26 protein-coding genes are annotated in these 22,546 nt (G+C 41.8%); 24 read left to right on the top strand and 2 right to left on the bottom strand.

What is annotated here, in order from left to right:
* Nucleotides 1–107: 107 nt before the first annotated feature.
* From AC1DOV_RS04430 to AC1DOV_RS04400, 7 genes are all read left to right on the top strand, one after another.
* Nucleotides 108–638, top strand: a complete 531-nt coding sequence (locus AC1DOV_RS04430) for a DUF6886 family protein (protein WP_477511663.1) — start codon at nt 108–110, stop codon at nt 636–638.
* A complete protein-coding gene (locus tag AC1DOV_RS04425) occupies nt 638–1,186 on the top strand; it encodes a GrpB family protein (RefSeq protein ID WP_477511669.1) in 549 nt (182 codons plus the stop codon). The genes AC1DOV_RS04430 and AC1DOV_RS04425 overlap by 1 nt, the downstream gene beginning before the upstream one ends.
* 157 nt (nt 1,187–1,343) lie before the next feature.
* Nucleotides 1,344–2,486, top strand: coding sequence for a serine hydrolase domain-containing protein (locus tag AC1DOV_RS04420; RefSeq protein WP_477549286.1), 1,143 nt, complete (start codon nt 1,344–1,346; stop codon nt 2,484–2,486).
* Nucleotides 2,487–2,700: 214 nt separating this feature from the next.
* Entirely contained in the window at nt 2,701–3,333 is a 633-nt protein-coding gene (locus AC1DOV_RS04415; RefSeq protein ID WP_477549285.1) for a nitrite reductase, read from the top strand.
* A complete protein-coding gene (locus AC1DOV_RS04410) occupies nt 3,330–4,022 on the top strand; it encodes a response regulator transcription factor (RefSeq protein ID WP_477549284.1) in 693 nt (230 codons plus the stop codon). Before AC1DOV_RS04415 ends, AC1DOV_RS04410 begins: the two co-directional genes overlap by 4 nt.
* Nucleotides 4,019–4,435, top strand: coding sequence for a HAMP domain-containing protein (locus tag AC1DOV_RS04405; RefSeq protein ID WP_477549283.1), 417 nt, complete (start codon nt 4,019–4,021; stop codon nt 4,433–4,435). Before AC1DOV_RS04410 ends, AC1DOV_RS04405 begins: the two co-directional genes overlap by 4 nt.
* Before the next feature lie 15 nt (nt 4,436–4,450).
* A complete protein-coding gene (locus AC1DOV_RS04400) occupies nt 4,451–5,110 on the top strand; it encodes a sensor histidine kinase (RefSeq protein WP_477549282.1) in 660 nt (219 codons plus the stop codon).
* Nucleotides 5,111–5,353: 243 nt separating this feature from the next.
* On the opposite strand, the gene AC1DOV_RS04395 is transcribed toward AC1DOV_RS04400, so the two are convergent.
* Nucleotides 5,354–6,583 carry an MFS transporter gene (locus AC1DOV_RS04395; RefSeq protein WP_477549281.1) on the bottom strand — a complete coding sequence of 410 codons (1,230 nt, stop codon included), beginning with the start codon at nt 6,581–6,583 and terminating at the stop codon, nt 5,354–5,356.
* A 177-nt stretch (nt 6,584–6,760) separates the two neighbouring features.
* Here AC1DOV_RS04395 and AC1DOV_RS04390 point away from each other — a divergent pair, with 177 nt between their 5' ends.
* The 7 genes from AC1DOV_RS04390 to cdaS all read left to right on the top strand — a co-directional run bounded on the left by AC1DOV_RS04390 (nt 6,761) and on the right by cdaS (nt 11,940).
* On the top strand, nt 6,761–7,216 hold the full coding sequence (locus tag AC1DOV_RS04390) for a GNAT family N-acetyltransferase (RefSeq protein WP_477549280.1): 456 nt from the start codon (nt 6,761–6,763) through the stop codon (nt 7,214–7,216).
* A gap of 75 nt (nt 7,217–7,291) precedes the next feature.
* Nucleotides 7,292–8,068 (top strand): IclR family transcriptional regulator, encoded by a 777-nt coding sequence (locus AC1DOV_RS04385; protein ID WP_441883297.1) that lies wholly within the window; start codon nt 7,292–7,294, stop codon nt 8,066–8,068.
* 161 nt (nt 8,069–8,229) lie between these two features.
* A complete protein-coding gene (locus tag AC1DOV_RS04380; RefSeq protein ID WP_339209338.1) occupies nt 8,230–8,655 on the top strand; it encodes a DMT family transporter in 426 nt (141 codons plus the stop codon).
* A 54-nt stretch (nt 8,656–8,709) separates the two neighbouring features.
* On the top strand, nt 8,710–9,426 hold the full coding sequence (locus AC1DOV_RS04375; protein ID WP_477549279.1) for a Crp/Fnr family transcriptional regulator: 717 nt from the start codon (nt 8,710–8,712) through the stop codon (nt 9,424–9,426).
* A gap of 34 nt (nt 9,427–9,460) precedes the next feature.
* Nucleotides 9,461–9,916 (top strand): DMT family transporter, encoded by a 456-nt coding sequence (locus tag AC1DOV_RS04370; RefSeq protein WP_477549278.1) that lies wholly within the window; start codon nt 9,461–9,463, stop codon nt 9,914–9,916.
* A 94-nt stretch (nt 9,917–10,010) separates the two neighbouring features.
* Nucleotides 10,011–11,144, top strand: coding sequence for a WD40/YVTN/BNR-like repeat-containing protein (locus AC1DOV_RS04365; RefSeq protein WP_477549277.1), 1,134 nt, complete (start codon nt 10,011–10,013; stop codon nt 11,142–11,144).
* Nucleotides 11,145–11,310: 166 nt separating this feature from the next.
* Nucleotides 11,311–11,940, top strand: a complete 630-nt coding sequence (gene cdaS, locus AC1DOV_RS04360; protein ID WP_477549276.1) for a sporulation-specific diadenylate cyclase CdaS — start codon at nt 11,311–11,313, stop codon at nt 11,938–11,940.
* A gap of 54 nt (nt 11,941–11,994) precedes the next feature.
* Here the strand turns inward: cdaS and AC1DOV_RS04355 are convergent, their stop codons facing one another.
* Nucleotides 11,995–12,534: an NADPH-dependent FMN reductase gene (locus tag AC1DOV_RS04355; RefSeq protein ID WP_076265973.1), complete on the bottom strand. Its 540-nt coding sequence runs from the start codon at nt 12,532–12,534 to the stop codon at nt 11,995–11,997.
* A gap of 380 nt (nt 12,535–12,914) precedes the next feature.
* On the opposite strand from AC1DOV_RS04355, the gene AC1DOV_RS04350 reads away from it, so the two are divergent.
* The 10 genes from AC1DOV_RS04350 (at nt 12,915) to AC1DOV_RS04305 (ending at nt 22,545) form a co-directional block, all read left to right on the top strand.
* Nucleotides 12,915–13,358, top strand: a complete 444-nt coding sequence (locus AC1DOV_RS04350) for a MarR family winged helix-turn-helix transcriptional regulator (RefSeq protein WP_441883285.1) — start codon at nt 12,915–12,917, stop codon at nt 13,356–13,358.
* Between the two features lie 51 nt (nt 13,359–13,409).
* Nucleotides 13,410–14,351 (top strand): ring-cleaving dioxygenase, encoded by a 942-nt coding sequence (locus tag AC1DOV_RS04345; RefSeq protein ID WP_477512608.1) that lies wholly within the window; start codon nt 13,410–13,412, stop codon nt 14,349–14,351.
* A gap of 22 nt (nt 14,352–14,373) precedes the next feature.
* On the top strand, nt 14,374–15,432 hold the full coding sequence (locus tag AC1DOV_RS04340) for an LLM class flavin-dependent oxidoreductase (RefSeq protein WP_477512607.1): 1,059 nt from the start codon (nt 14,374–14,376) through the stop codon (nt 15,430–15,432).
* A gap of 300 nt (nt 15,433–15,732) precedes the next feature.
* Entirely contained in the window at nt 15,733–16,743 is a 1,011-nt protein-coding gene (locus AC1DOV_RS04335) for an ABC transporter ATP-binding protein (protein ID WP_477527781.1), read from the top strand.
* Complete coding sequence (locus AC1DOV_RS04330; RefSeq protein ID WP_477512605.1) at nt 16,740–17,711, top strand: ABC transporter ATP-binding protein; 972 nt, start codon at nt 16,740–16,742, stop codon at nt 17,709–17,711. Before AC1DOV_RS04335 ends, AC1DOV_RS04330 begins: the two co-directional genes overlap by 4 nt.
* Nucleotides 17,712–17,740: 29 nt before the next feature.
* Entirely contained in the window at nt 17,741–18,691 is a 951-nt protein-coding gene (locus AC1DOV_RS04325; protein WP_477549275.1) for an ABC transporter permease, read from the top strand.
* 16 nt (nt 18,692–18,707) lie between these two features.
* On the top strand, nt 18,708–19,631 hold the full coding sequence (gene opp4C, locus AC1DOV_RS04320) for an oligopeptide ABC transporter permease (protein ID WP_477549274.1): 924 nt from the start codon (nt 18,708–18,710) through the stop codon (nt 19,629–19,631).
* Between the two features lie 64 nt (nt 19,632–19,695).
* Nucleotides 19,696–21,360 (top strand): ABC transporter substrate-binding protein, encoded by a 1,665-nt coding sequence (locus tag AC1DOV_RS04315; protein WP_477549273.1) that lies wholly within the window; start codon nt 19,696–19,698, stop codon nt 21,358–21,360.
* Nucleotides 21,361–21,465: 105 nt separating this feature from the next.
* On the top strand, nt 21,466–21,639 hold the full coding sequence (locus AC1DOV_RS04310; RefSeq protein WP_076265982.1) for a lysine biosynthesis protein LysW: 174 nt from the start codon (nt 21,466–21,468) through the stop codon (nt 21,637–21,639).
* 9 nt (nt 21,640–21,648) lie between these two features.
* Nucleotides 21,649–22,545 carry a RimK family alpha-L-glutamate ligase gene (locus AC1DOV_RS04305; RefSeq protein WP_477549272.1) on the top strand — a complete coding sequence of 299 codons (897 nt, stop codon included), beginning with the start codon at nt 21,649–21,651 and terminating at the stop codon, nt 22,543–22,545.
* The last annotated feature ends 1 nt before the right edge of the window (nt 22,546 follow it).

Raw genomic sequence — 22,546 nt, 5'->3', positions numbered from 1 at the left:
GCGGTTTTTTTGCGTCCACTCTAAACCAGATTATGGTACAATCTCCTCGTATGTTGAAAATAATGCTGTTCGTGCACAACAATTTTATATCAGAAAGCAGGGATCATTTGAGATTATTTCATGTGAGCGAAGAAAGTGATATTACACTTTTTGAACCTCGAATACCTTCTCGAGTGGATATGGATCAAAGCAAAGGGTTGGTATGGGTAATAAATGAACGGTGCTTGCCGAATTTCCTAACACCTCGCAATTGTCCTAGAGTAACTTATCATAGTCATGAAACGACCACAGATGAGCATAAAAAACTTTATTTAAGCTCAAATTCGTTGGACCATGTTGTTGCGATTGAGCATAAATGGTTTGAAATCATGAGGCAAACCACGTTGTATTTATATGAATTCGATACGACTGATTTCTATGGCGCAGATAAAAGTGCTGGTTACTATGTGAGCGAAAAAACACAGATCCCTATCAATAAAATAATTGTTCATGATTTGTTTGGAGAACTCATACGCAGAAATGTCGAGGTTCGCATGATCGATAATTTGTGGGATTTGAATGATAAAATTGCAACCACAAGCTTTAATTGGTCGATGTGCAGAATGGGTTTTGCCGCGCAGAGGAAGGAATCAGTATGATGAGTACAATAGTTGAGATTGAAAACTATAATCCTCTTTGGGAGCACGAATTTTGTGAAATACGATCTACTATCGAAGCTGAAGTTGGGCAATTCATTAGGTCAGTTGAACATGTAGGAAGCACCTCTGTTAAAGGACTTGGTGCTAAGCCCATCTTGGATATAGATATCGTCATTGAAGATTATAGTATGCTGCCTCTGATCATCCAAGGGCTTGAGAAGATTGGTTATTTCCATCAACAAGAATGGAGTTTTGAAGGAAGAGAGGCCTTTGGCAGAAAAGATATGTCGGTTCCTTGGCATAAACAGCGTGGAAAATGGATGGAGCATCATTTGTACGTGTGCAATCGTGATAGCGAAGAATTAGCAAGACATTTGGCATTCCGCGATTATCTTAGGGAGCATCCCGAGGCTGTCATTGCGTATGAACAGTTAAAAAAGGAATTGGCTTTGCACGCTCAAGATCGGTCCGGTTATACAGCAGGTAAAACTGATTTTATAAATGAAATATTAAAAAGGGTAAAGCTCACGAAAACAAAGGATCTTTGATGATAAAACATACGAATGGAATGCAGCTCTGAACTTGATACATACTAACAATCTTTTATAATTTTAACGGCAGTCTTTACATCCATATGGACGAAATTAGAGCGGCTCGTGTAGTATAGATTCATTATTCCTAATTAATGGAAGGGGATCGAGACAGATGAATGAATTGCTAAGCGAGTGGAAAATAACGGAGGGCCACTTGGATGTTGTGCCCGAAGAGGTTGGGCTCAGCTCACATCAATTAAATAAGCTGGATAATCACTTTCTGAATCTGATCGCACAGCAAAAAATTCAAGCAGCCAGTTTTCTCGTTGCACGAGAAGGAAAGATCGCCGCATGGAAATCAATGGGGCGACTGCATGGCTCAACTGACCAAGGTGAATTGCAGCCGGATTCCTTGCGTAAAATGTCATCCATAACGAAAGCATTCACAAGTGTTGCGATCATGAAGCTCATAGAGGACGGTAAGCTTTATATCGATCTGCCTGTGTCCAGCATTTTGGCGGAATTTGATAATCCTGTACATAAAGATATCACCTTGTTCCACTTATTAACGCATACGTCTGGTATTTTGCCAGTCACCGGATATTACAATGAGCCCTATCCTAGAGAATGGTGGGGGGCTAGCGGCATGGATCATTGGATTCGAAAAGTGCTGCAAGGCCCGCTCGTTTGCCAACCCGGGGATGCCTATAATTATTCTACGGTGGGCTTCGCTCTGCTGGGCGAGATCGTCTCAAGAGTATCTGGTAAGCAGTATGAGGACTACATTACGGAGAACATTATCGAACCACTCCAAATGACACGTACTTTTTTTGATGTGCCTGAGCATCTGCACTCTGAAGTATGCAGTGTAGATCGGATGGATATCGAAAGGTTAAGCAGAGAAAATGACGGTTCACCTATGCCGCCTCGTTCGGATAGTGGACTTTATTCAACACTATTTGATATGTGGAAATTCGGACAAATGCTGTTGAATGGCGGAACCTTTGAAGGTCAGCGTATCCTTGGCAGAAAGTCAGTAGATCTGATGACTCGCCGACATCTGTTTAACGTTCCCGCCTATCATTGGGGAGGTAAAATCAAAGATAAAGGCCATGCTCTTGGTTTAGATTTAGCTATTCATCATCTTTCATATGAATCAGTAGGCACCTACCAGCTGGAGGGTTCAGGAAGAACCGGATTTTTTGTGGACCCGGTTGAGAAGCTCGTTGTTGTACTCATGGTGCCTTCCATTTACTCATGGATACCTGAATCGGTACTTGGTACAAAACAAATGATATGGTCAAGTTTGGTTTAGAATAAGCATGAAACTTGAATGCAGCCATTAGTAATATTTATAAAGAGTGAGCCGACTATTCGGCTCGCTCTTTTTTTTGTGCAGATAATTAGACTGATGCAATGACATCATGAAGACTAATATAGATACATAACCCGGGTATAGTAAAAACTCTTGACCTACATACCCTTAGGGGGTATATTATAATGGTTATGATGTAAAGGAGAGATGCCAAATGAATGATAAAATAAAAATCGCAGTCTCACCAGCCATTCAGGTTGGAGGCAGCCTGTTCACACCTCATCAACTGGTAACCATAGGTTCACTCATTGACACAGATGCAAATATAGAGATGACACCTTTTAAGCAGCTTTATGTGGAAATACCGTTAGATCAACAAAATGAAATAACCGAACAATTACGAGCAGTCGGCCTCGAGGTTAATCCTTCAGGCTTTACGACAAAAAGCTTGATTGCATGCAACTTTTGCAAAGGAGCCAAGGATGCCGGCTTAGATATTGCCATTAAATTAAACGAAGCAATTGCGGGAATCGGAACACCAACGCCAATGAAAGTCGGTTATGCAGGTTGCGCATTAGGTACAAGTGAACCTTTATTAAAAGATATTGGGGTCGTAAAAATGCGGAATGTGTTTGACGTTTATGTCGGCGGAGAGCCCAAGGGAATAAAACCTTCCTTTGCCCAGCTTTTACTTTCAGGCTTACCAGAAAATCAGTTAATATCATCAATAATTAATCTCATTAACTATTATAAAGAACATGCTAAAGGAAAGGAAAAGTTCAGCAAATTTATTAATCGAATTACTCTAGACGAACTAAAAACATTGAAATGGAATGAGCAACCATGAGTAAAATTTTAGTTATTGAGGATGAAGATAAAATTAGAGAGGTTATAATCGCTTATCTAAACAAGGCTGGTTATCGTGCATGTGAAGCTATTGATGGCCAAAGTGCGATGCATGAAATCGATAAGCATCCCTTTGATTTAATCATTCTTGACTTGATGCTCCCTGACATTAATGGAGAGCTGCTGTGCAGACAAATACGAGGAACTAATCCGGTACCTATCATTATGCTTACGGCTAAAGCTTCTCTAAATCATCGCATCCAAGGGTTATCTGCTGGAGCTGACGATTACATCGTGAAACCATTTGATCCCCATGAATTGTTGGCTAGAGTTCGTTCTGTCCTGCGGCGTACTAATCATCATGAGCTTCTCGCTGATCGTTTGGAATACGGTAATGGACGATTAAGTTTGGATAGCCAAGCTAAACAGGTTTACATCAATCAAGAACCCATAAATTTAACACCCAATGAATATAAACTGCTTGTTGTTATGGCTAGAAATGCTGAAAGAACACTTTCCCGCGAACAATTAATTGATATGGTGATGGGAATCGATTTTGAAGGGGATGCTCGTACAATTGATCAGCATGTCAAAAATTTACGGCAAAAAATAGAGGAGGATGCTAAAAATCCAATGTTCATTCAGACGGTTTTTGGTGCCGGCTATCGCTTTCATGGAGGAGGCAAATGAAAAAAACACTATCCAATCGGATTAGTATTCTTCTTATCTTTTATACAACAGCCATCTTAATCATTGCTTCCATTGCTTTAGTTACAGCCACTCATCATCATTTCCAGCTTTATGGTGAAGAGATAGCGCAAGGCAGCCACGATAAGACAGAGTCATTAAATTCACATTTAGAGCAAGCCGTGCTTCAATCCATTGGACTGACAGTAGGAGGAGCACTCATTATTACGCTTATTATGAGCATTTACATCGCTAAAAAAATTTCCTCTCCTTTAGTTAAAATGAAGAACATAACACTCGTTATGGCAAGAGGAAAACGAGATGCTCGTCTTCCTTTAAAAGGCACTCCAAAAGATGAAGTCGATCAACTGGCCGCCTCTATCAATCATTTAGCTGAACAGCTTGAACAGCAATAACAATTACGGGTAACGATGACCGAAAATATTGCTCATGAGCTTCGAACCCCCTTAACGACATTAAATAGTTTTTTATCAGCGATTCAAGATGGAATTTGGGAAGCTACACCTGAACGCATACAATCATGCAGAGAAGAAATTCACCGTTTAGTCCAAATGGTTAATGATTTGGAAGAACTGCAAACACTTACTTCTACAGCACAGCAGTTAAGCTTAAAAGATGTTCCACTAACAAAATCTATAGAACAAGTTTTAGATCTTATGAAGCCCTCCTTTTCAGATAAAGGAATTATTTTGGAAAGAGGTTTCATCCCTGAAATGACTATCCATGCTGATGAATACCGACTCATTCAAATGTGGACGAATTTATTATCGAATGCTCTAAAGTTTACTTCTAATGGTGGAAAGGTATCGGTATATGGGAAATTAGTTCAACAAGGTGTTCAAATAACCGTCAAGGATACTGGAATCGGAATACCAACTGAGCAGCTCGCGCATGTATTCGAACGTTTCTATCGTGTGGAAAAATCACGGAACCGGAAATCGGGAGGCGGGGGCTTAGGTCTTGCTATTACGAAAACGCTTGTCGAACGTCACGGAGGACAAATTTGGGCTGAAAGTGATGAAGGGACTTTATTTCATGTGTATTTACCGAATACAGTAAAGAATAACTAAATAAAGAGTCTATTTGTAGATGAATGAGAACATTTTGTAGCGGCTGGAGACAAATTATTCAAATCAAAGCTTACTTTACAAGACAATAAACTGCAAAGGATGTTACTAATCTGATACAGAACCGAGTGAGAACGTTTATAAATCAATAGCATAAAAAAACACGTACCGTTGATGCTTTTCCGATCGGAGGTACGTGTTATTTATTGAGATTAGGTACTGCTTATTACGCTGACCATTCATCCATCATTTACTCCATAATGAGCTAAATCTACAGTAGCTGAAAATGAGCAGGTTTCCTAGAGCAGCTAGCCAAAATACTACTGTTGGGTACGCGAGCTCAGAGATCCAACCCGCAGAAACAATCGTAATCGGCATAGCAAGCTTGAATAATGAGCCAGTTATGCCACTGATACGTCCGATTAGCTGATGTGGTGTAGATTCCTGTCTAAATGTCCAAATACAAACGGTGCTGATCATCTCAAAACATCCATTAAGCAGCAGGCTGAAGCTTAACATCATACTGGATTGCGATAAAGCCATCAGTAAATAAGATAACGCAACACATAGCGTGGTGATCGTGACCAAGACACCAACAGAATAGGTGCGTCGAAGCCTGCTAATAAGTAGACTGCCAAGAAGCCCACCTACACATGCTGCTGCCAACACGGTACCTAGCTCTGCATTATTCAGTCTGAGTGCATCCTTGGCGTAGAAAATGATCGTTGTATCCACCATGCCTGATGTCGCGTTCAAAAAAATTACAGCGATCGTCAACTGCCATAATAATTTATTAGAGCGAAATTCAGCCCAACCTGCTCGAAGCTCACGCCAGAAACCAGCTTGCTGAGCATTAGGCGGCTCATCGCTGCGTAAGAATATCAGCAAAACAAATGCAATAGAGAACAAAAACGCAGTAATGAATAAGGCATCATACAGCACAGGAAGCATGAGCAGCAGCCCTGTTACAGCAGGACCCATAATGCCAACCAAGGTTGACATAAAGTTGAAGGTAGCGTTAGCCGGTGTCAGCATTTCCGCAGGGAGTGAATGCTTCACAATTCCAACACGAGCATTATTAAATGCATAACCAAACAGCATGAGCAAAAAGCCGCTTACATATAGCACAAAGATGGGTGGATTGCCGTAGGAAATGACTGCATATAGACCTAGAAGAACGCAGATTTGCAGTCCTATGGCCCATAATGACCAGCTTTTCTTGTGCACGCGGTCAACCAGTACACCGATAAACATGGCAAGCAGCAGGTTTGGAAGAAACTCGATGGCGCGCATCGTTGACATTTTCACCGCAGAGTGGCTCAAATCGTACAAAATAAGCGGCAGCGCCAGCTCATAAATTTTGTTGCCAAAGGCGATAATTCCACCTGTTAGAAACAGGATAAGGAATCCTGGATGCCGCCATAAATGAATAAAGGTTGGAGCAGCGGGCTCTGCAAATTGCTTTATGCGCTTCATGATGTGATTTCTCTCCTCATTCTCGTACTGTTGCAAATGATTATACTTTCGAAAAAGAAGAATAAAAAGAGAAGGAAACCATACTATCATTTCGTCTTTTTGGATATAAAAAAATAGAAACCTTCATGAGAGCCGTTTAGTATAAATGAATAAATTAAAAATAGGAGATGAAGCACAATGGAGTTTAGGGAGCTGGAACAGCCCAACTTGTATGTATTAGAAGACTGGTTTAAAGATGCAGAAGTTTATAAATGGTTAAGCGGCAAATTGCCATTAAAACGCTGGTATAAGTTCGTTAATAAAAGCTCTAATTATTATGCTTGGATAGTTTATGAGCAAGAAATACCCGTTGGTCAAATCAGTGTTGAAATTTATCCCGACCATACTGCTTCTGTAAGTTTATTAACCAATCCAAGCCTTCGAAATAAGGGTTACGGAAAAAGAATGCTGGAGTTGCTGCAGAATAGAAAGGAATTAGATGCCGTACAGATCATTACAGCAGGTATTAAAGTTGAAAATATAGCGAGCATCCGATGCTTTAAAAAGGTGGGCTTTGCCGATGAGGGAATCGACTCGGATAACATCATGAATCTATCAATTCTTCTACATAATCATGAGGAATCATCGGAGTAATATTTCGTTGCTAGGATCTATATGCTAAAATCATGTTAAGCAATATAACATCAATTCCTATCGGAGGTGCAGCAAATGTCCGGGGTCATTTCCAAAGCTATTCACATATTGGATCTGCTTGTACCGCATGGCAGCGAGAAAGAAATGAGTGCAACAGAAATCAGCAGGGAACTCGACATGCCCGTACAAAGCGCGCATCGGATTCTTCATTCTTTATCCGAACATGGATTTGTTGCTCAAGATAAAAAATCGAAAAAATATAAATTAGGACTTTCCATTATGAAATACGGTTTTTTGATGTGGGACAGTCTAATGTTCAGGTCACTGGCTAGACCATTCATGGTCGAACTATCGCAAAAAACGAAAGAAACGATTTATTTGGCTACAAGAGAGAACCAAGAAGGCGTCTATATTGATTCCATCGATTCACCGCAAATTTTGAAAATTTCCGAACCTATCGGACTTAGGCTGCCACTCTATATAGGAGCATCTAATCGCGCTATTCTTGCTCATTTGCCATCCACGATGCAAGAAGCTATATTGCAAGGTGTGGATTGGACAACAGTACCGTCGCTGATTCCATTGTCCAAAGAAATGATTCAGACTGACCTAGAGATCATTCGCTCCCGAGGTTATGCCATCACATCAGGAGAAGCAACGGATGGAACAACTGGCATCGGGGCTCCCATCTTTTCTTATGATAATACAGTTATTGGATCACTGAATGTAGCTGGTCCCGCGATACGGTTTACGCCAAGTAAAATCGAGAGCTACGGTCAGCAAGCAAAAAAGTATGCGGATCTCATCTCCAAAGAACTGGGGTTCCGCAATAAGATACGTTGGAGCGAGTAGGAGGCTATCCCAAACGAATAAATTGAACGAACAGTGATCGAGCGTTCGTTCTTTTTTTATGCAAAAAACTGCTTTACATTGATTTAGGACATATGTCCTTTCCTAAACCTTGAAATGTATCGTTTAATGATGGAAAGATTGATATGGAGGAGAGCAATGATATGAAAGGAAGCATTTTCGCATTTTTAGGCGGGGTCTTAATTACACTGCAAGGTGTTGCTAATTCAAGAATTAGTCAAGATATCGGCACTTGGCAAACCGCAACGATTACCCAGTTCACCGGATTCATAGCAGCCTTGATTATTCTGTTATTCGTCAGGGATAAACAGTGGTCCGGTTTTAAACAAGTAAAACCCTTATATCTAATCGGCGGTTCCTTTGCAGCTATTATCATCTTCAGCAATGTCACTGCTATTCAACAAATTGGCGTTACACTTAGCATATCTGCCATGCTGATTGCCCAGTTAAGCCTGGCTTTTATCGTCGATAGTCAAGGATGGTTCGGGGTTGCAAAGCAGAAGATGAGGCTGCCTCAATTTATCGGTATTGGGATGATGATAGCTGGGGTGGTCATATTGCGGTTATAATAGTTAAAATATACCAAGCCCTTGACCGTATTCCACTGGAGGTGATTCGTACAGATGCAAGAAATTAAAGATCGCGAGCAGCTCCACCATTTTTTACAAGCGCATCAATTGGAAGCAACATTCGGGGAACAATTATTACCCCATTTATCACTATTCTGCTTTGACCATGAGGAGCTTATTTGTTCCCAAGGTCAATCTTCAAAATATCTCTATTTTCTCGTTCAAGGAAAGATAAAGATCTACACAACATCGAAAGATGGGAAAACACTTATTCTTACTTTCAAAACCTCCCTTGATGTAGTAGGGGATATTGAATATGTGCAAGACATTGACATTATCAACACGGTCGAAGCCGTGTCGACTGTATACATGATTGGCATTCATCATCAGTGGTTGAATAAATATGGCAAAGATCATTCGCTGCTGCTGCAATTTTTATTGAAAATTATAGCTCGGAAATTTTTAAAAAATTCAAACGCATTAAGCTTCAATATTTTGCATCCTGTGGAGGTTCGATTGGCGAGCTATCTATTGTCCGTCTCCTATGATGATTCAGAATATCTAATTAAAGGGCAGGGAAAAACAATCAGCTTAAAGGATACGGCTAACTTGATCGGAACGAGCTATAGACATCTCAATCGGGTTGTCCAGCAATTTTGTGCAAAGGGTTTAATTGAGCGGAAAAATGGAGGCATTCTTGTTAAAAACAAGGATGGACTACGCGCACTCGCCAGCCAAAATATTTATGAGTCAAACAATATCCTGAGCTAATTCAAAACAATAAGCCAATGGGAGAGTAGAAAACATGATGATTGGACTTATATTTGCAGTTCTCACTGGTTGTTTGGTCAGTTTGCAAAATATATTCAATAGCAAAGTCAATGAACGAATAAATACATGGACAACAACTGCGTTAGTATTAGGCATGGGATTCCTTGCCTCATTTGTTATCGGATTCGTATTCGAAGGCGAACAGTTATTTGCATTACAAAATATGAAGCCATGGTACTGGTTCAGCGGTCTAATCGGCGTAGGCGTTGTTACTTGTCTGGTACAAGGCATTAAGCGGCTTGGTCCGACGTATGCCATCTCTATCGTTCTAACCGCACAGCTGGGAACTGCTTTATTGTGGGACTCGCAAGGGTGGCTAGGTATCGAAAAAGTAGCGTTCACAACGAATAAAGGGTTAGGTGTCCTTGTAATCGTCTGTGGCATCATTGTATTTAAAATAAGCGGTGCTCGTAAGAAAGTTACAGCATAACAACCAATAACGATTAAGATTCAATTTGATCAAAGCAGGGTATTTTCTTCTATAAAGGCTCTAATACTAACTTAGCAGCAGGAGGAGGAAAAACATGATCAAAACTAAACTTAAATACGGTCTTGTAGCAGCAGCACTGATGATTGGCCTTACTGCAATCGCACCGTTAACGCAAGCAGCAGGCAGCACAACAGCAAAGGATCTTTTCAGCGGAACACCAGCAGGGGATACCGCATACCATTTCAGTGATATTCAATTTTTGAACGGTACAACCGGACGCGCTGCTGGCAATGGATTTCTCATTGGTACTTCTGATGCCGGCTCAACATGGCAACCGATCTATAAGGGTACTTGGCAATTTACACAGCTTGATTTTATTTCCATCACAACCGGATGGGCATTGGCGAAATCTTCTGCTTCCGGAACGAATGCCCTTATTCACACCAAGGATGGCGGAAAAACGTTCACCAAAATAGTAACCAGTCCGCTCGCGCTTGAACGTATTCATTTTGTGGATGCTTCAAATGGCTTCGGCTATACGAAGGCTTTTGCCTATAAAACATCAAATGGCGGGAAAACATGGACCAAAATCTCTACTCCTCCCAATAACCGCTATGCAGAGTTTACAGATGTGAAGCATGGATGGTCACTTATCGTAGTACCTGGATTTGGCTATCGACTATCAAAAACCACAGATGGTGGTATGAATTGGTCCACAAAACTAACAGTTAAATCAGAGGAGAGCATAGGCGGTAAGCTTTACACAAAGGGAAATCAAATATGGGCACAATTTTACGGTGGAGTAGGGATGTCCCAGCAATCTTATTCCCTTTATGCCTCTGCAGATAATGGTTCAAGCTGGAGGAAAGTAATTAGCCAGGAAACAGCAGGCGGCGGACCAGCACCAGGCGGTGCTGCAGGACTTGTTAAAGAAGGACCTGCTGCGCCTGGTGGACACCCTAGCAATATGGAGCTTGTTGATGGAGCTGCGATACTCGGAGGTTACTCTCCAGCCGCTGGAGTCATTGGCGTTGGTCGTTCGGTTGATTCAGGGAAAACGTGGAATAATCTTACACCGATCGCAGGGGGAGAAAGCATTATTTCGTTTACAAGCAACGAACTAGGCTGGATGGCCGATACAAGCCTATCTAATGCAGCTGTATACAGAACAACCGATGGCGGCAAAACATGGTCCAAAAAATTAAGCATTCCTGAAAACAATCAGTAAGCTGCAATCGCAGATATACTGACAAGAACTTTAAGAAGACTGGTTCCTATTATAGGGCCAGTCTTTTTGTTGCCATCAGCCATTATGTATAAAAAAAGAGGGGCTAAGCAAAATAAAGGAAGTATTCAACTTCAATTTGCGGTAGTCACTTGAGTGGGGTGGACGTATGGATGATATAAAATGTGATTTCTCTCCAATGAAAGTTGAAGTGAAGAGTAAGCTTCTACATTTGCGTGAATCCCTTGAATCTTTGATAAAGGATTTGGATCATGATGTTGGCAATTGCTTGCTAAACGAGTTCCATTCTATGAAAGAACAAGTTTTTGAAACGGAATCGATTGCAACAACCTTTTATTTAAAATGTTATCTTGCACCTTATACCGCTAAATATGACGAGCTGTCCCATGCAATATCCCATTTATCGAAACGGCGCCATGGGGCGCTTCTCGTCGTGCAAAGATCAGATTCAATCGATAGGTATATTACTCATGGCGTATTAATTTCTGCCATGCTGACGCATTCGTTAATAGAATCTATTTTCACCCCTGGCGGTCCGCTCCACGACGGCGCAGTCTTAATCCAAAATGATAAAATTATATCTGCTGGTAATGTCCTGCCGTTAACGCAAAGAGACAGCGAGCAGAAGAAGCTTGGAACTAGACATCGTGCCGGTCTTGGTTTATCAGAATTAAGTGATGCGCTTGTTATCATCGTATCAGAAGAAACCGGTCAAGCTTCCTTCAGCTTGGAAGGGAATTTATATCCCTTTTCACCAGGCAATGATCTGCTCCATTAAATGACACAAAGAAAAACCACCTCTTCATAAAGAGGTGGTAGTTGGTAGTGACGATTAACGCAATGTTTTCAATGCACCGCTCCAAGCGAGTACTTGATCTAACATACCGTTCAAATTAGTAAGATGAAGATCAGCTGGTTTGAAAACAGAACCGTTCTCAAAATCAGTGAAGAGTGACAATGCAGGATGTACACGAACGTCAGCTACAGACAATTCGCCCAAAATTCCACGTAAATGCTCAGCTGCACGAGCACCGCCTACGGAACCGTAACTTACGATACCTGCTGCTTTATCGTTCCATGCGTCACGAGCATAATCAAGCGCATTTTTCAGTGATGCTGAAATACTGTGGTTGTATTCTTGTACGATAAATACGAATCCATCCAAGCTTGCAAGCTTAGTATTCCAAGCTGTTGCTTGCTCAGTAGCATCGCTTTCTCCCAAGAGCGGGAGCTTGAAATCCGCGATATCAACGATTTCATAATTAGCATCTCCGCGTTGATCAGCGATTTTCTTCACCCATTCACCAACTTGCGGGCTAAGACGACCTTGACGAGTACTTCCTAAAATAATACCGATATTTAATTTTGACACTGTTTTTTCCTCCTCAATAGTTGTTCTACCAAATCATTTGTCTAGAAAACCTTTTGCAGACACTGCCAAATCATGTTGTAAAGCTTTAGAACAAGAACCGTCCTTAGAATAACAAATAGTTAATGATCAGTATTTCTTAAACAAGGAAGGGTTATTCTTAATGAAAGATGGATAATAAAAATACGCCAACTTCCTTTACGTTGAGTATCTTTAATATGAGATAATAATAGCGAATATAAATTTCTTTGTCAAGTAACTATAATTAATTAAGTGCATTAATCTTTCCATTAATTGTAGCTTTTTAAACTTAAACATTCACACTTGTCATTTTATCAATTGAGTAGTAAAGTGATGGCATAGTCATTGAGAGGGGGAACGAAATGCAGAATAATACGTTAGGTTCGTTAATTTGGCTTCGGCTGATGCGGTTTACGAATCAGAGCAACCAGATGTCAAATGAGTTTTTAAAACAATTTGATTTAACGACTGCTCAATTTGATGTACTCATGCAAATTCGTGTCTATCAGCCTCTAACTCAAATGGTACTGGCCGAGAAAGTAACGGTTACGCAAGGCGGCATATCTCGCATGCTCGTACGACTTGAGAACGAAGGTTATATTGTGCGCAAGCAAGACTGGAAAACCAAAACGATTAGTTTAACAGAAAAGGCCGAAGCCATATTGGATATCGCAATGCCGAGTCAGCTTGCTTTTCAAACTTCATTTTTTGAAGATGTATTAAATGAGGACGAACAAAAAACACTATACTCATTGATGACTCGCATCCATAAACATAGCCAGAAAAAGAAATTGCCGTCAGAGTAATTTTTTTGCAATATCAATTGACTAGTCAAGTTAAATAGAGGAGGAACAATTATGTATACCATCCCTGGACATCATCATATTTCGATGATTACAAAAAACGCAAAAATTAATAATCATTTTTATCAAGAAGTACTAGGACTGCGCAGAGTGAAGAAGACGGTCAATCAAGACGATCCATCCATGTATCATTTATTTTACGGTGATTTAACGGGCAGTGCGGGAACGGAGCTATCCTTCTTTGAAATGACAAATGCAGGAAGAACTGTGCGCGGTACTAATGCGATTACTCAAATTGGCTTGCTCGTGCCTTCTTTAGAAAGTTTAGCCTATTGGAAAAAACGTTTTGAATTATTAAAGGTAGAACACGGCGAAATTACAAAATATGCAGGGCGAGATGCGCTCCATTTTGAAGATACAGAAGGTTTGCGAATGGTTCTACTAAACAATAACGGTGAGGAAGTCCCTGAGAAATGGGCAGCATGGGAGGAATCAATCGCCTTGCAAAATCATCGCATTCTTGGCATGGGAACTGTCGAAATGACCGTTCGATCTTTGGATCGTTTAGCCGCTACATTGACGAGCATGTTAGGTTATAGCGAAGTGTCACGTACGGAAAATGAAGCCATTTATCAATCTGTTGCCGGTCGTTCCTATGGAGAAATTTTGGTCAAACAAGCAGATGGAGCAATCGAGAAGCCTGGAAGAGGAAGCATTCATCATTTAGCCATCCGTGTTAAAAATGAAGAAGAGCTGCGCTATTGGGATGAGGTCGTTAAAAAACGCGGCTTCCACTCCTCCGGCATTGTGGATCGTTATTATTTTCAAAGCTTATATTTCCGAGAATCAAATGGCATTTTGTTTGAAATAGCGACGGATGGGCCAGGGTTTACGAAAGATTCATCCGTCGCAGAGCTAGGTAAAGCACTGGATTTACCGCCATTTTTAGAAGCTAGACGGGCGGATATTGAAGCAAAATTAGTACCGCTGAATTAATACGCAAAAGGGGAGAGAACGCATGGAAAAATATCGAAACGATAAAAATAAAGGATTAGAATTCGGATTGTATTCCATTGGGGATCATTTGCCTAACCCGAATACGGGCACAATGATAAGTGCTGAACAGCGTATTCAAGAGCTCATTGATGCAAGCAAGCTGGCAGATGAGGCAGGAATAGATGTATTTGCTGTAGGGGAAAGTCATCAAACATTTTTCACGACACAAGCCCATACCGTGATTTTAGGAGCTATTGCCCAGGCCACAAAAAACATTAAGATTGCCAGCTCAGCAACAGTGCTAAGTACATCTGATCCTGTTCGAGTATACGAAGATTTTGCAACGATCGATTTAATTTCCAAGGGACGTGCGGAAATTGTGGCAGGACGGGGCTCACGCGTCGGGGCGTATAGTTTGCTTGGCTATGATGTTCGGGATTATGAAGAACTATTTGAAGAGAAGCTAGAGCTTCTAATGAAATTAAACAATGAAGAAACGATAACATGGGAAGGTCAGTTTAGACCAGCTCTTAAGCAAGCATCGATTTTGCCGCAGCCCCAAAATGGACATATGCCCATTTGGAGAGCAGTAGGCGGACCTCCTGCAAGTGCTATTAAAGCAGGATATGCCGGAATTCCAATGATGCTGACAACGCTTGGAGGTCCAGCAAGCAACTTTAAAATTTCGGTAGATGCTTATCGTGAAGCTGCTTCAAGCAAAGGTTTTGATCCAGCAGCTTTACCTATAGCAACGACGAGTTTATTTTATATGGCAGAAACGACACAAGACGCTCTTCGTGAGTACTATCCACATCTTAACGCTGGAATGCAAGCACTGCGTGGAGGCGGATATCCAAAACAGCAGTTTGCTCAGTCGACCGATCATCGTGATGCTTTAATGGTGGGCAGCCCGCAGCAAATCATTGAAAAAATGCTTTACCAATATGAATTATATGGACATCAGCGTTTTATGGCTCAAATTGATTTTGGCGGTGTTTCATTTGATAAAATTGCAAAAAATATAGAACTTATCGCTACTGAAATTATGCCTGCAATTAAGAAACATACCGCTAAAAACTAAATTGCAATCAAAATCAATTTCATCATTTAACTTATAAAAAGTGCCGCGACGATTTATTGCGGCACTTTTTTATGTTCCATATCATCCTAATAACCCCGCTAAATAGCTAGTCATAACGAGCTTGCGTAGCTATTTATGTATGGATTGGAACAATTTTCTATTTATATATAGAATTATTCTATTATTCAATCTTTTCAAAATTCTGTATGCTAGGATTAATCAAAGTTTATAAAACACATAGGAATTATATGGATTGATTGTAAAGTACGTATACCAAATGATAAAAAGTTGGTGAATGCAATAGGACAGCTTTTAGAAGTTGATCGATTACAGGTGGCATTTCGGATGGATCAAGGAGAAGTGATCGCTGTAGATGATGTGAGCTTCACACTTGAACATGGGGAAACCATCGCTATTGTTGGCGAATCCGGTTGTGGAAAGAGTGTAACATCCCTTTCCATCATGGGATTGCTCGGAGCTAATGGTTCAGTTCGTCAAGGAGAAATCAAGTTCAACGGCTCATCTCTAATCAGCTGCTCGCAAGCTCAGCTTCGTAAGCTTCGAGGCAGCGAAATCGCGATGATTTTTCAAGAGCCGATGACCTCTCTAAATCCAGTCTTCTCCATCGGAGAGCAGATTGAAGAAACGATTCGCCAGCATTTGAACCTGTCTCGAAAGGAAGTGAAGCGCTTAGCCATAGATTTGTTAAGGAAAGTAGGTATTCCTAGAGCTGAATCGATTATAAAGGAATACCCTCACGCACTTTCAGGAGGCATGAGACAACGGGTAATGATTGCAATGGCGCTGGCATGCCAGCCCAAGCTGCTCATTGCCGATGAGCCAACGACTGCACTCGATGTTACGATTCAAGCACAAATCCTTGCATTGATGAAGCAGCTGCAGGCAGAAAGCGGTGCTGCTATCTTGCTAGTTACGCATGATTTAGGAGTTGTAGCTGAAATGGCGGATACGGTGGTCGTCATGTATGCGGGGCAAGTCGTCGAATCAGCTGACGTTTTCACTCTCTTTCGAGCACCAAAGCATCCGTATACGCAAGGCTTAATGAAATCAACCCTCCGACTCGATCAAGTCAACAGGGAGCGGCTGCAGACGATTCCAGGTTCAGTTCCCTCTATCCAGAAGATGCCTGCAGGATGCCGCTTTCACCCACGCTGTCCACATACAATCGCACGATGCCAGCAAGAACAGCCTGATCTTACGACGAATGGACAGGGACATCATGTACGCTGCTGGCTGAAGGACCTTCCAAACGTATCGAATGAAGAACATACTCAGGCGGTTAGATTATGAGCCTCAACGCACTATTGCAAATCGAATGGTTAAAAATGTATTACCCCATTCGTAGTGGCGTATTTTCGAATCAAGTCAGCCATATCAAGGCGGTTGATGATGTGAGCCTAACGATGTATGAAGGGGAAACCGTCGGTTTAGTTGGCGAATCGGGATGCGGCAAGTCGACGATTGGTCGTTCAATCATTCGACTTGAGAATCCGCAAGCTGGACGTATTCTTTTTGAAAATCAGAACATTATATATTCCTCTCAGCGACAGTTAAAACCGCTGCGGACACGAATGCAGATGATTTTTCAGGACCCGTATGCTTCCTTAAACCCAAGGCTTCGAATATACGATACGCTTGCTGAGCCTTTAATTGTTCACAAGCTGGTGAAGCGCAGTGAGGTGCAGCGTGAGGTTGATAACCTGCTTCAATTAGTTGGATTGCCGCGTTCGGCTGCCAATCGATATCCTCATGAATTTTCCGGGGGGCAGCGCCAGAGGATCGGAATCGCTAGAGCCATTTCATTCAAACCCAAATTGATCGTATGCGATGAGCCAGTATCAGCGCTTGATGTCTCCATCCAAGCTCAAATTTTAAATCTTTTACAGGATTTGCAAAATGAGTTGAAGCTGACGTATTTATTTATCGCCCATGGCATTGGAGCAGTTAAACAGATCAGTACAAGAATCGCCGTCATGTACTTGGGGAAAATCGTAGAATTGGCACCTACAGAGGAGCTATTCCGCAAGCCGAAGCACCCGTATACGCAGCTTCTATTAAATGCGTATCCTCCGCCGGACCCAACGCTTCGAACAACGAACAGTCACATCATTCAAGGAGATGTGCCTAGTCCAGCTGAGCCTCCATCTGGTTGTCGATTTCATACTCGTTGTCCTTATGTGCAAGAGCTGTGCCGAACAACAGAACCGGTAATTACGAAAGAGCATCACTCTGTTGCATGCCACTATCCGCTTGCATAGCACAAAGGCTAGGAAAGGAGAAGGCATCGATGGGCCATTATATCGTTCGAAGGCTGCTGATTTCCATACCAGTATTTCTTGGAATCACATTGCTTAATTTTCTTATCATGAATATGGCTCCCGGGAATCCCGTGGATATGTTAATCACTCCTAATATCCCGAAAGAGCTGCTAGAGATTAAAAAAGAGCTGCTTGGTCTGAATGACCCATTGTATATACAGTATGTAAAATGGCTGGGCGGTTTTTTTAGAGGAGAACTCGGCTATTCATTTAGCAGCTTCGCCCCCGTATCACAGCTGATTGGCGCCAGAATCGGACCTACCTTGCTGCTGGCTGCAGCATCGATGCTGGTTGGGATATTGATTGCCGTACCCGTAGGGGTGATCAGTGCTGTCAAACAGAATTCAAAATTGGATTATGTCATGACAGGGTTATCCTTCCTAGGCACCTCGATTCCTCCCTTTTTCCTAGGCCTTGGATTCATCTATGTGGTTGGAATTAAGCTGAAGTGGCTTCCAACAGGGGGAATGTCAACGTTAGGTGGCTCTGGAAGTTTCGGAGATATCCTCATGCATATGATTCTTCCTGTCATGGTGCTTGGTATTACGATTGCAGGTAAAAAGGTTCGTTATGTTCGCGCAAGTATGCTCGATGTACTCCATCAGGATTATCTGCGTACAGCCCGAGCGAAAGGCCTTAGTGAATTTCTGGTTACGAATAAGCATGCGCTTCGCAATGCCTTAATCCCGATCATAACGATCATCGGTGCAGAAATTCCTTTGGTATTAGGCGGCAGCATTATTATTGAGCAAGTATTTCAATGGCCGGGTATCGGGCAATTAACGATGGAAGCCATTCTCTCACGGGACTATCCAACTTTAATGGGCATTAATCTGATTGCTGCTTGCGTTATACTTTTCACGAATTTGTTGACCGACATCGTTTATTCAATGGTCGATCCACGCATTAAATACAGCTGATTGGAGGGGATTGGAAATGTCCGTTAGTGAAATGCCATGGATGAGGAAAGATGCTTTTCCCTCAGATCAAAGCGATGAAGACGAACTGTCAATGGATGTAATGGAGAGTCATGCCCAATTAGTGAGACGTAAGTTTATCAAGCACAAGCTGGCGGTATGGGGACTTGCAACTACCTTGCTGCTGCTTAGTATCGCGCTTTTTGCGCCGTGGCTTGCTCCGAGTAAGCCTAATGAAATTACAGATGCGTTCTCAGCCCATCCCTCGCTTACACACTGGTTAGGCACCGATCAAGTAGGGCGTGATGTATTAAGCCGGCTGATTTTTGGAACACGGGTATCCTTAATGATTGGTTTTTTTACAGTTGCTTTGTACGTAACATTCGGAACATTCATTGGGCTAATTGCTGGTTACTATGGCAAATGGCTGGATATGGCACTTATGCGTTTGACTGATGTTTTCTTAAGTTTTCCATACATGATGGTCGTATTGGTCATCGTGAGCGTGCTTGGTGCAAGTGCATCCACGATCATCCTTGTTCTCGCACTGTTCAAATGGCCAACGATAGCAATGCTTGTCAGGGGAAGCGTATTATCCATGAAACAAATGGATTTTGTCCGCGCCGGCGTTGCGCTTGGATACAACACCCCGCGAATACTCATGAAGCATATTTTGCCAAATGTAATGGGGCCAATCATTGTGAATGCAACGTTTGGCGTTGCCAGCACGATTCTTAGTGAAGCTGGACTTAGTTTTCTTGGGATGGGGGTCAAATCCCCTCAGGCGAGCCTTGGCAATATGCTGCACGATGCACAATCGCTAACGGTTTTAACTGAGCAGCAATGGTTATGGGTACCCGCTGGCATCGTTATTCTCATTACAGTTCTTGCGATTAACTTTGTAGGGGACGGTCTTCGTGATGCGTTTGATGCAAGAGCCTAAGTACATGAATCTGCTATTTAATTATTTAAATAGATAAAGCAATAAAACAAAAGGAGAGAAACAAATGAAAACAAGGTTTCAAGTACCAGGATTCATATTATTAACCATCTTAATGATTTTCCTATCGGCTTGCAGTGAAACGAAGCAGGGGAAGATCGAAGCAACAGCAGAACCAGCCAAGGAGGATGTTTCTGTTAAGTCAACAACCAACGAAGCCAAAGCAAAAAAAACCTTATACATTGGTATCGTTAATGCTCCTGTTACTTTAAATCAAATCAATACGCAAGGAAGCTCGGCGTCGCTTGCCCCTATTAATTTACTTAATGATTCTTTGCTCGATGTAACGGATACCGCACAATTTATACCGAAGCTGGCGGAATCTATCGAGACGCAGGATAAGCAAACTTACCATATCAAGCTTAAAGCGAATGCCAAATGGAACGATGGCACCCCTTTTACAACGGCAGATGTGGCTTTCACCTTAAAGCTTGCCCTCCATGCCAAAGTAGAATCATCCTTCAAGCTGGATTTTATCGAAGGTTTAAATGACATTGGGAAACTGGATGAAGGGAAGACAGAGCTATCGGGATTAAAAATCATCGATCCTACGACCTTCGAAATCAAAACAAAAACACCGATCGATCCGCTCGTATTCAATGAACGTTTCGGTGTTAAAGTTAATTTCTTGCCCGAGCATATTCTGAAAGATGCCAATCCAGAGCAGCTTTCAACGAACGAATATTTCCAGAAACCATTAGTCACCATTGGTCCCTATAAGTTTGCGAATTATGAGCAGGGGCAATTTGTCGAGGTGACAAAAAATGAAAATTACTACCTCGATGTACCTAAGATAGACACGATATTCATTAAGGTGCTTCCCGCGGCAAATCTTGTAGCGCAACTGCAGACGGGAGAAATTCAAATGAATTCTTTGCCGGTCGGGCTTGTACCGATTACGGATTATGATAAGGTGAAGGGCTTTGAGAATGTAAATGTAACCTCTGCTCCAGCCTCTGAGCCAGCAGAAATATTCTTCAATACGGAGAAGCTGCCTGATAAAAAAGTGCGCCAAGCGATCGCCTATGCGTTGAACCGTCCGCTCATCGTGGAGCAGCTGCTCAAAGGGCAGGCCGAAATTATTGATGGAGGCATCCCAAGCTCGCATCCTTACTTTAATAAAAACATTGCCAATTATGATTACAATCCTGAAAAAGCAAAAGAGCTTTTAAAAGAAGCGAACTGGGATCCCAAACGTACCATTACATTTATTATTCCAGTTGGGAATAAAGTTCGTGAGCAGGCTGCTGATATTCTCGTGCAAAACTTAGAATCTGTTGGGATTAAAGTAGACGTTCAGAAATTCGATTTTCCAACGTTAATCGATAAAGTGGAGAAGGGCGAGCATGACATTACCATATTCACAAGAGATTACTATATCGAACCTAGCCTCTATTTTACAACCTATAAAAGTGATGATCCCGAAAGTGTGATTCGATTTAAGAATCCATTAGTCGATGAGCTGATTAAAAAGGGTGAACAAGAAATTATTGAGGAAAAACGTCACGAGATTTATAACCAATTGCAAGAGGTACTGCATGATGAGGTTGCCACTTTAGCTGTTTATTCCGAGAAACGTTTGCAGGTCGTATCAAAAAACGTTCTCGTTGGAAAACCGCTTAATCTAGGTACGTTCAATAATGTAAACCAGTGGGATATAGAAACGAAATAGCAGCACACATTTTTAAAAAAGCTGCATGCCATGAAGTTATTTCTCGGTTTTACGGAATTTATTCCATTTATATATGTTTTTAAAACTTTAGGAGGTGCAAGGAAAATGGCAGATTTGAATTGTCTTGTATGCAAGTCGGATATCGAGGTGGAAGAGAGTGTAACGACGGGTGAAATTTTGGAATGTGGTTCATGCGGTCAAGAGCATGAAGTACAAGTCGAATCCAATCTTGTAAGCATCGCTCTAGCTCCAGAAATAGAAGAAACTTGGGGAGAGTAGGAACCGAACATGGAACAGAATCGTGCGATTTTATTATGTGTTACAAAGTTGCGGGAAGAAGAACAACGAATTATCGATCATCTTCGAGCTTTAGGCGTACAAGTGCAGGTGAACTTGGATTCCATGGACTTACCATTAGGTGAGCCTGATGTTCATTCCTTCGGAATTGCTCTCATTCGTTGTCTCTCACAGAAAAACGCGTTGAATCGAGCCCATCTGCTTGAATTAGCCGGTCTTGAAACGTTGAATTCGGTCAAAGCAATTACTATTTGTACAAATAAAATACATCAAGCGATTGTGTTTCAAAAACATGGCATTCCCCAGCCCCAATATAAAATAGCTTTTACACCTGAGAAGCTCTTCCAAGCTTTGCAGACATTTGGAGATTTATGTGTCATTAAGCCGGCAACCTCATCTTGGGGAAGGGGAATAGCTAGAATCACCGGCAAAGAATGCTTAGATGGCTGGATAGCAGCAAGAGAATCTGTAGACCCTGGGCATCAATCGTTCCCTGTATTAGTGCAAGAATATGTGGAAAAAGGCGATTTTGATATCCGTGTTGTCATCGTAGGCAGCAAACCGATTGCTGCGTTCCGCCGGGTTTCGGCAGACAATTGGAAAACGAATACACATCTAGGCGCAGAAATCGATCCTCTAGAAATTAATGATGAAATGGCATCCATTTGCAAACAAATAATTGAGGTTTTGGGCGAAGGCATTTATGGTGCAGACTTGTTTTTTGATTACAAGCAGCAGCGGTACGTCGTATGTGAAGTGAATCAAAACCCGGAATTCGCAAAGTCCTGGAAAATTCATGGTGTCGATGTGGCCTACCTTATTGCACAATATGTAAAAGCTGCGATTGAACGAAAAAACAAGGCCAACTTAACAGTTATATCTCGGTAAA

It is taken from the genome of Paenibacillus sp. 01T47 (genome assembly GCF_056398245.1).
Note: the sequence above shows the minus strand (reverse complement) of the source record. Positions and strands in the feature narration are given on the sequence as shown.

Excerpts from the sequence above, each read along its gene's own strand:
- AC1DOV_RS04420 (WP_477549286.1), top strand. The coding sequence starts at position 1,344 with ATGAATGAATTGCTAAGCGAGTGGAAAATAACGGAGGGCCACTTGGAT.
- cdaS (WP_477549276.1), top strand. The coding sequence starts at position 11,311 with ATGGATGATATAAAATGTGATTTCTCTCCAATGAAAGTTGAAGTGAAG.
- AC1DOV_RS04305 (WP_477549272.1), top strand. The coding sequence starts at position 21,649 with ATGGAACAGAATCGTGCGATTTTATTATGTGTTACAAAGTTGCGGGAA.
- AC1DOV_RS04330 (WP_477512605.1), top strand. The coding sequence starts at position 16,740 with ATGAGCCTCAACGCACTATTGCAAATCGAATGGTTAAAAATGTATTAC.
- AC1DOV_RS04405 (WP_477549283.1), top strand. The coding sequence starts at position 4,019 with ATGAAAAAAACACTATCCAATCGGATTAGTATTCTTCTTATCTTTTAT.
- AC1DOV_RS04390 (WP_477549280.1), top strand. The coding sequence starts at position 6,761 with ATGGAGTTTAGGGAGCTGGAACAGCCCAACTTGTATGTATTAGAAGAC.
- AC1DOV_RS04325 (WP_477549275.1), top strand. The coding sequence starts at position 17,741 with ATGGGCCATTATATCGTTCGAAGGCTGCTGATTTCCATACCAGTATTT.
- AC1DOV_RS04400 (WP_477549282.1), top strand. The coding sequence starts at position 4,451 with ATGACCGAAAATATTGCTCATGAGCTTCGAACCCCCTTAACGACATTA.
- AC1DOV_RS04340 (WP_477512607.1), top strand. The coding sequence starts at position 14,374 with ATGGAAAAATATCGAAACGATAAAAATAAAGGATTAGAATTCGGATTG.
- AC1DOV_RS04375 (WP_477549279.1), top strand. The coding sequence starts at position 8,710 with ATGCAAGAAATTAAAGATCGCGAGCAGCTCCACCATTTTTTACAAGCG.
- AC1DOV_RS04310 (WP_076265982.1), top strand. The coding sequence starts at position 21,466 with ATGGCAGATTTGAATTGTCTTGTATGCAAGTCGGATATCGAGGTGGAA.
- AC1DOV_RS04365 (WP_477549277.1), top strand. The coding sequence starts at position 10,011 with ATGATCAAAACTAAACTTAAATACGGTCTTGTAGCAGCAGCACTGATG.
- AC1DOV_RS04395 (WP_477549281.1), bottom strand. The coding sequence starts at position 6,583 with ATGAAGCGCATAAAGCAATTTGCAGAGCCCGCTGCTCCAACCTTTATT.
- AC1DOV_RS04370 (WP_477549278.1), top strand. The coding sequence starts at position 9,461 with ATGATGATTGGACTTATATTTGCAGTTCTCACTGGTTGTTTGGTCAGT.
- AC1DOV_RS04385 (WP_441883297.1), top strand. The coding sequence starts at position 7,292 with ATGTCCGGGGTCATTTCCAAAGCTATTCACATATTGGATCTGCTTGTA.
- AC1DOV_RS04345 (WP_477512608.1), top strand. The coding sequence starts at position 13,410 with ATGTATACCATCCCTGGACATCATCATATTTCGATGATTACAAAAAAC.
- AC1DOV_RS04380 (WP_339209338.1), top strand. The coding sequence starts at position 8,230 with ATGAAAGGAAGCATTTTCGCATTTTTAGGCGGGGTCTTAATTACACTG.
- AC1DOV_RS04415 (WP_477549285.1), top strand. The coding sequence starts at position 2,701 with ATGAATGATAAAATAAAAATCGCAGTCTCACCAGCCATTCAGGTTGGA.
- AC1DOV_RS04410 (WP_477549284.1), top strand. The coding sequence starts at position 3,330 with ATGAGTAAAATTTTAGTTATTGAGGATGAAGATAAAATTAGAGAGGTT.
- opp4C (WP_477549274.1), top strand. The coding sequence starts at position 18,708 with ATGTCCGTTAGTGAAATGCCATGGATGAGGAAAGATGCTTTTCCCTCA.
- AC1DOV_RS04315 (WP_477549273.1), top strand. The coding sequence starts at position 19,696 with ATGAAAACAAGGTTTCAAGTACCAGGATTCATATTATTAACCATCTTA.
- AC1DOV_RS04350 (WP_441883285.1), top strand. The coding sequence starts at position 12,915 with ATGCAGAATAATACGTTAGGTTCGTTAATTTGGCTTCGGCTGATGCGG.
- AC1DOV_RS04425 (WP_477511669.1), top strand. The coding sequence starts at position 638 with ATGAGTACAATAGTTGAGATTGAAAACTATAATCCTCTTTGGGAGCAC.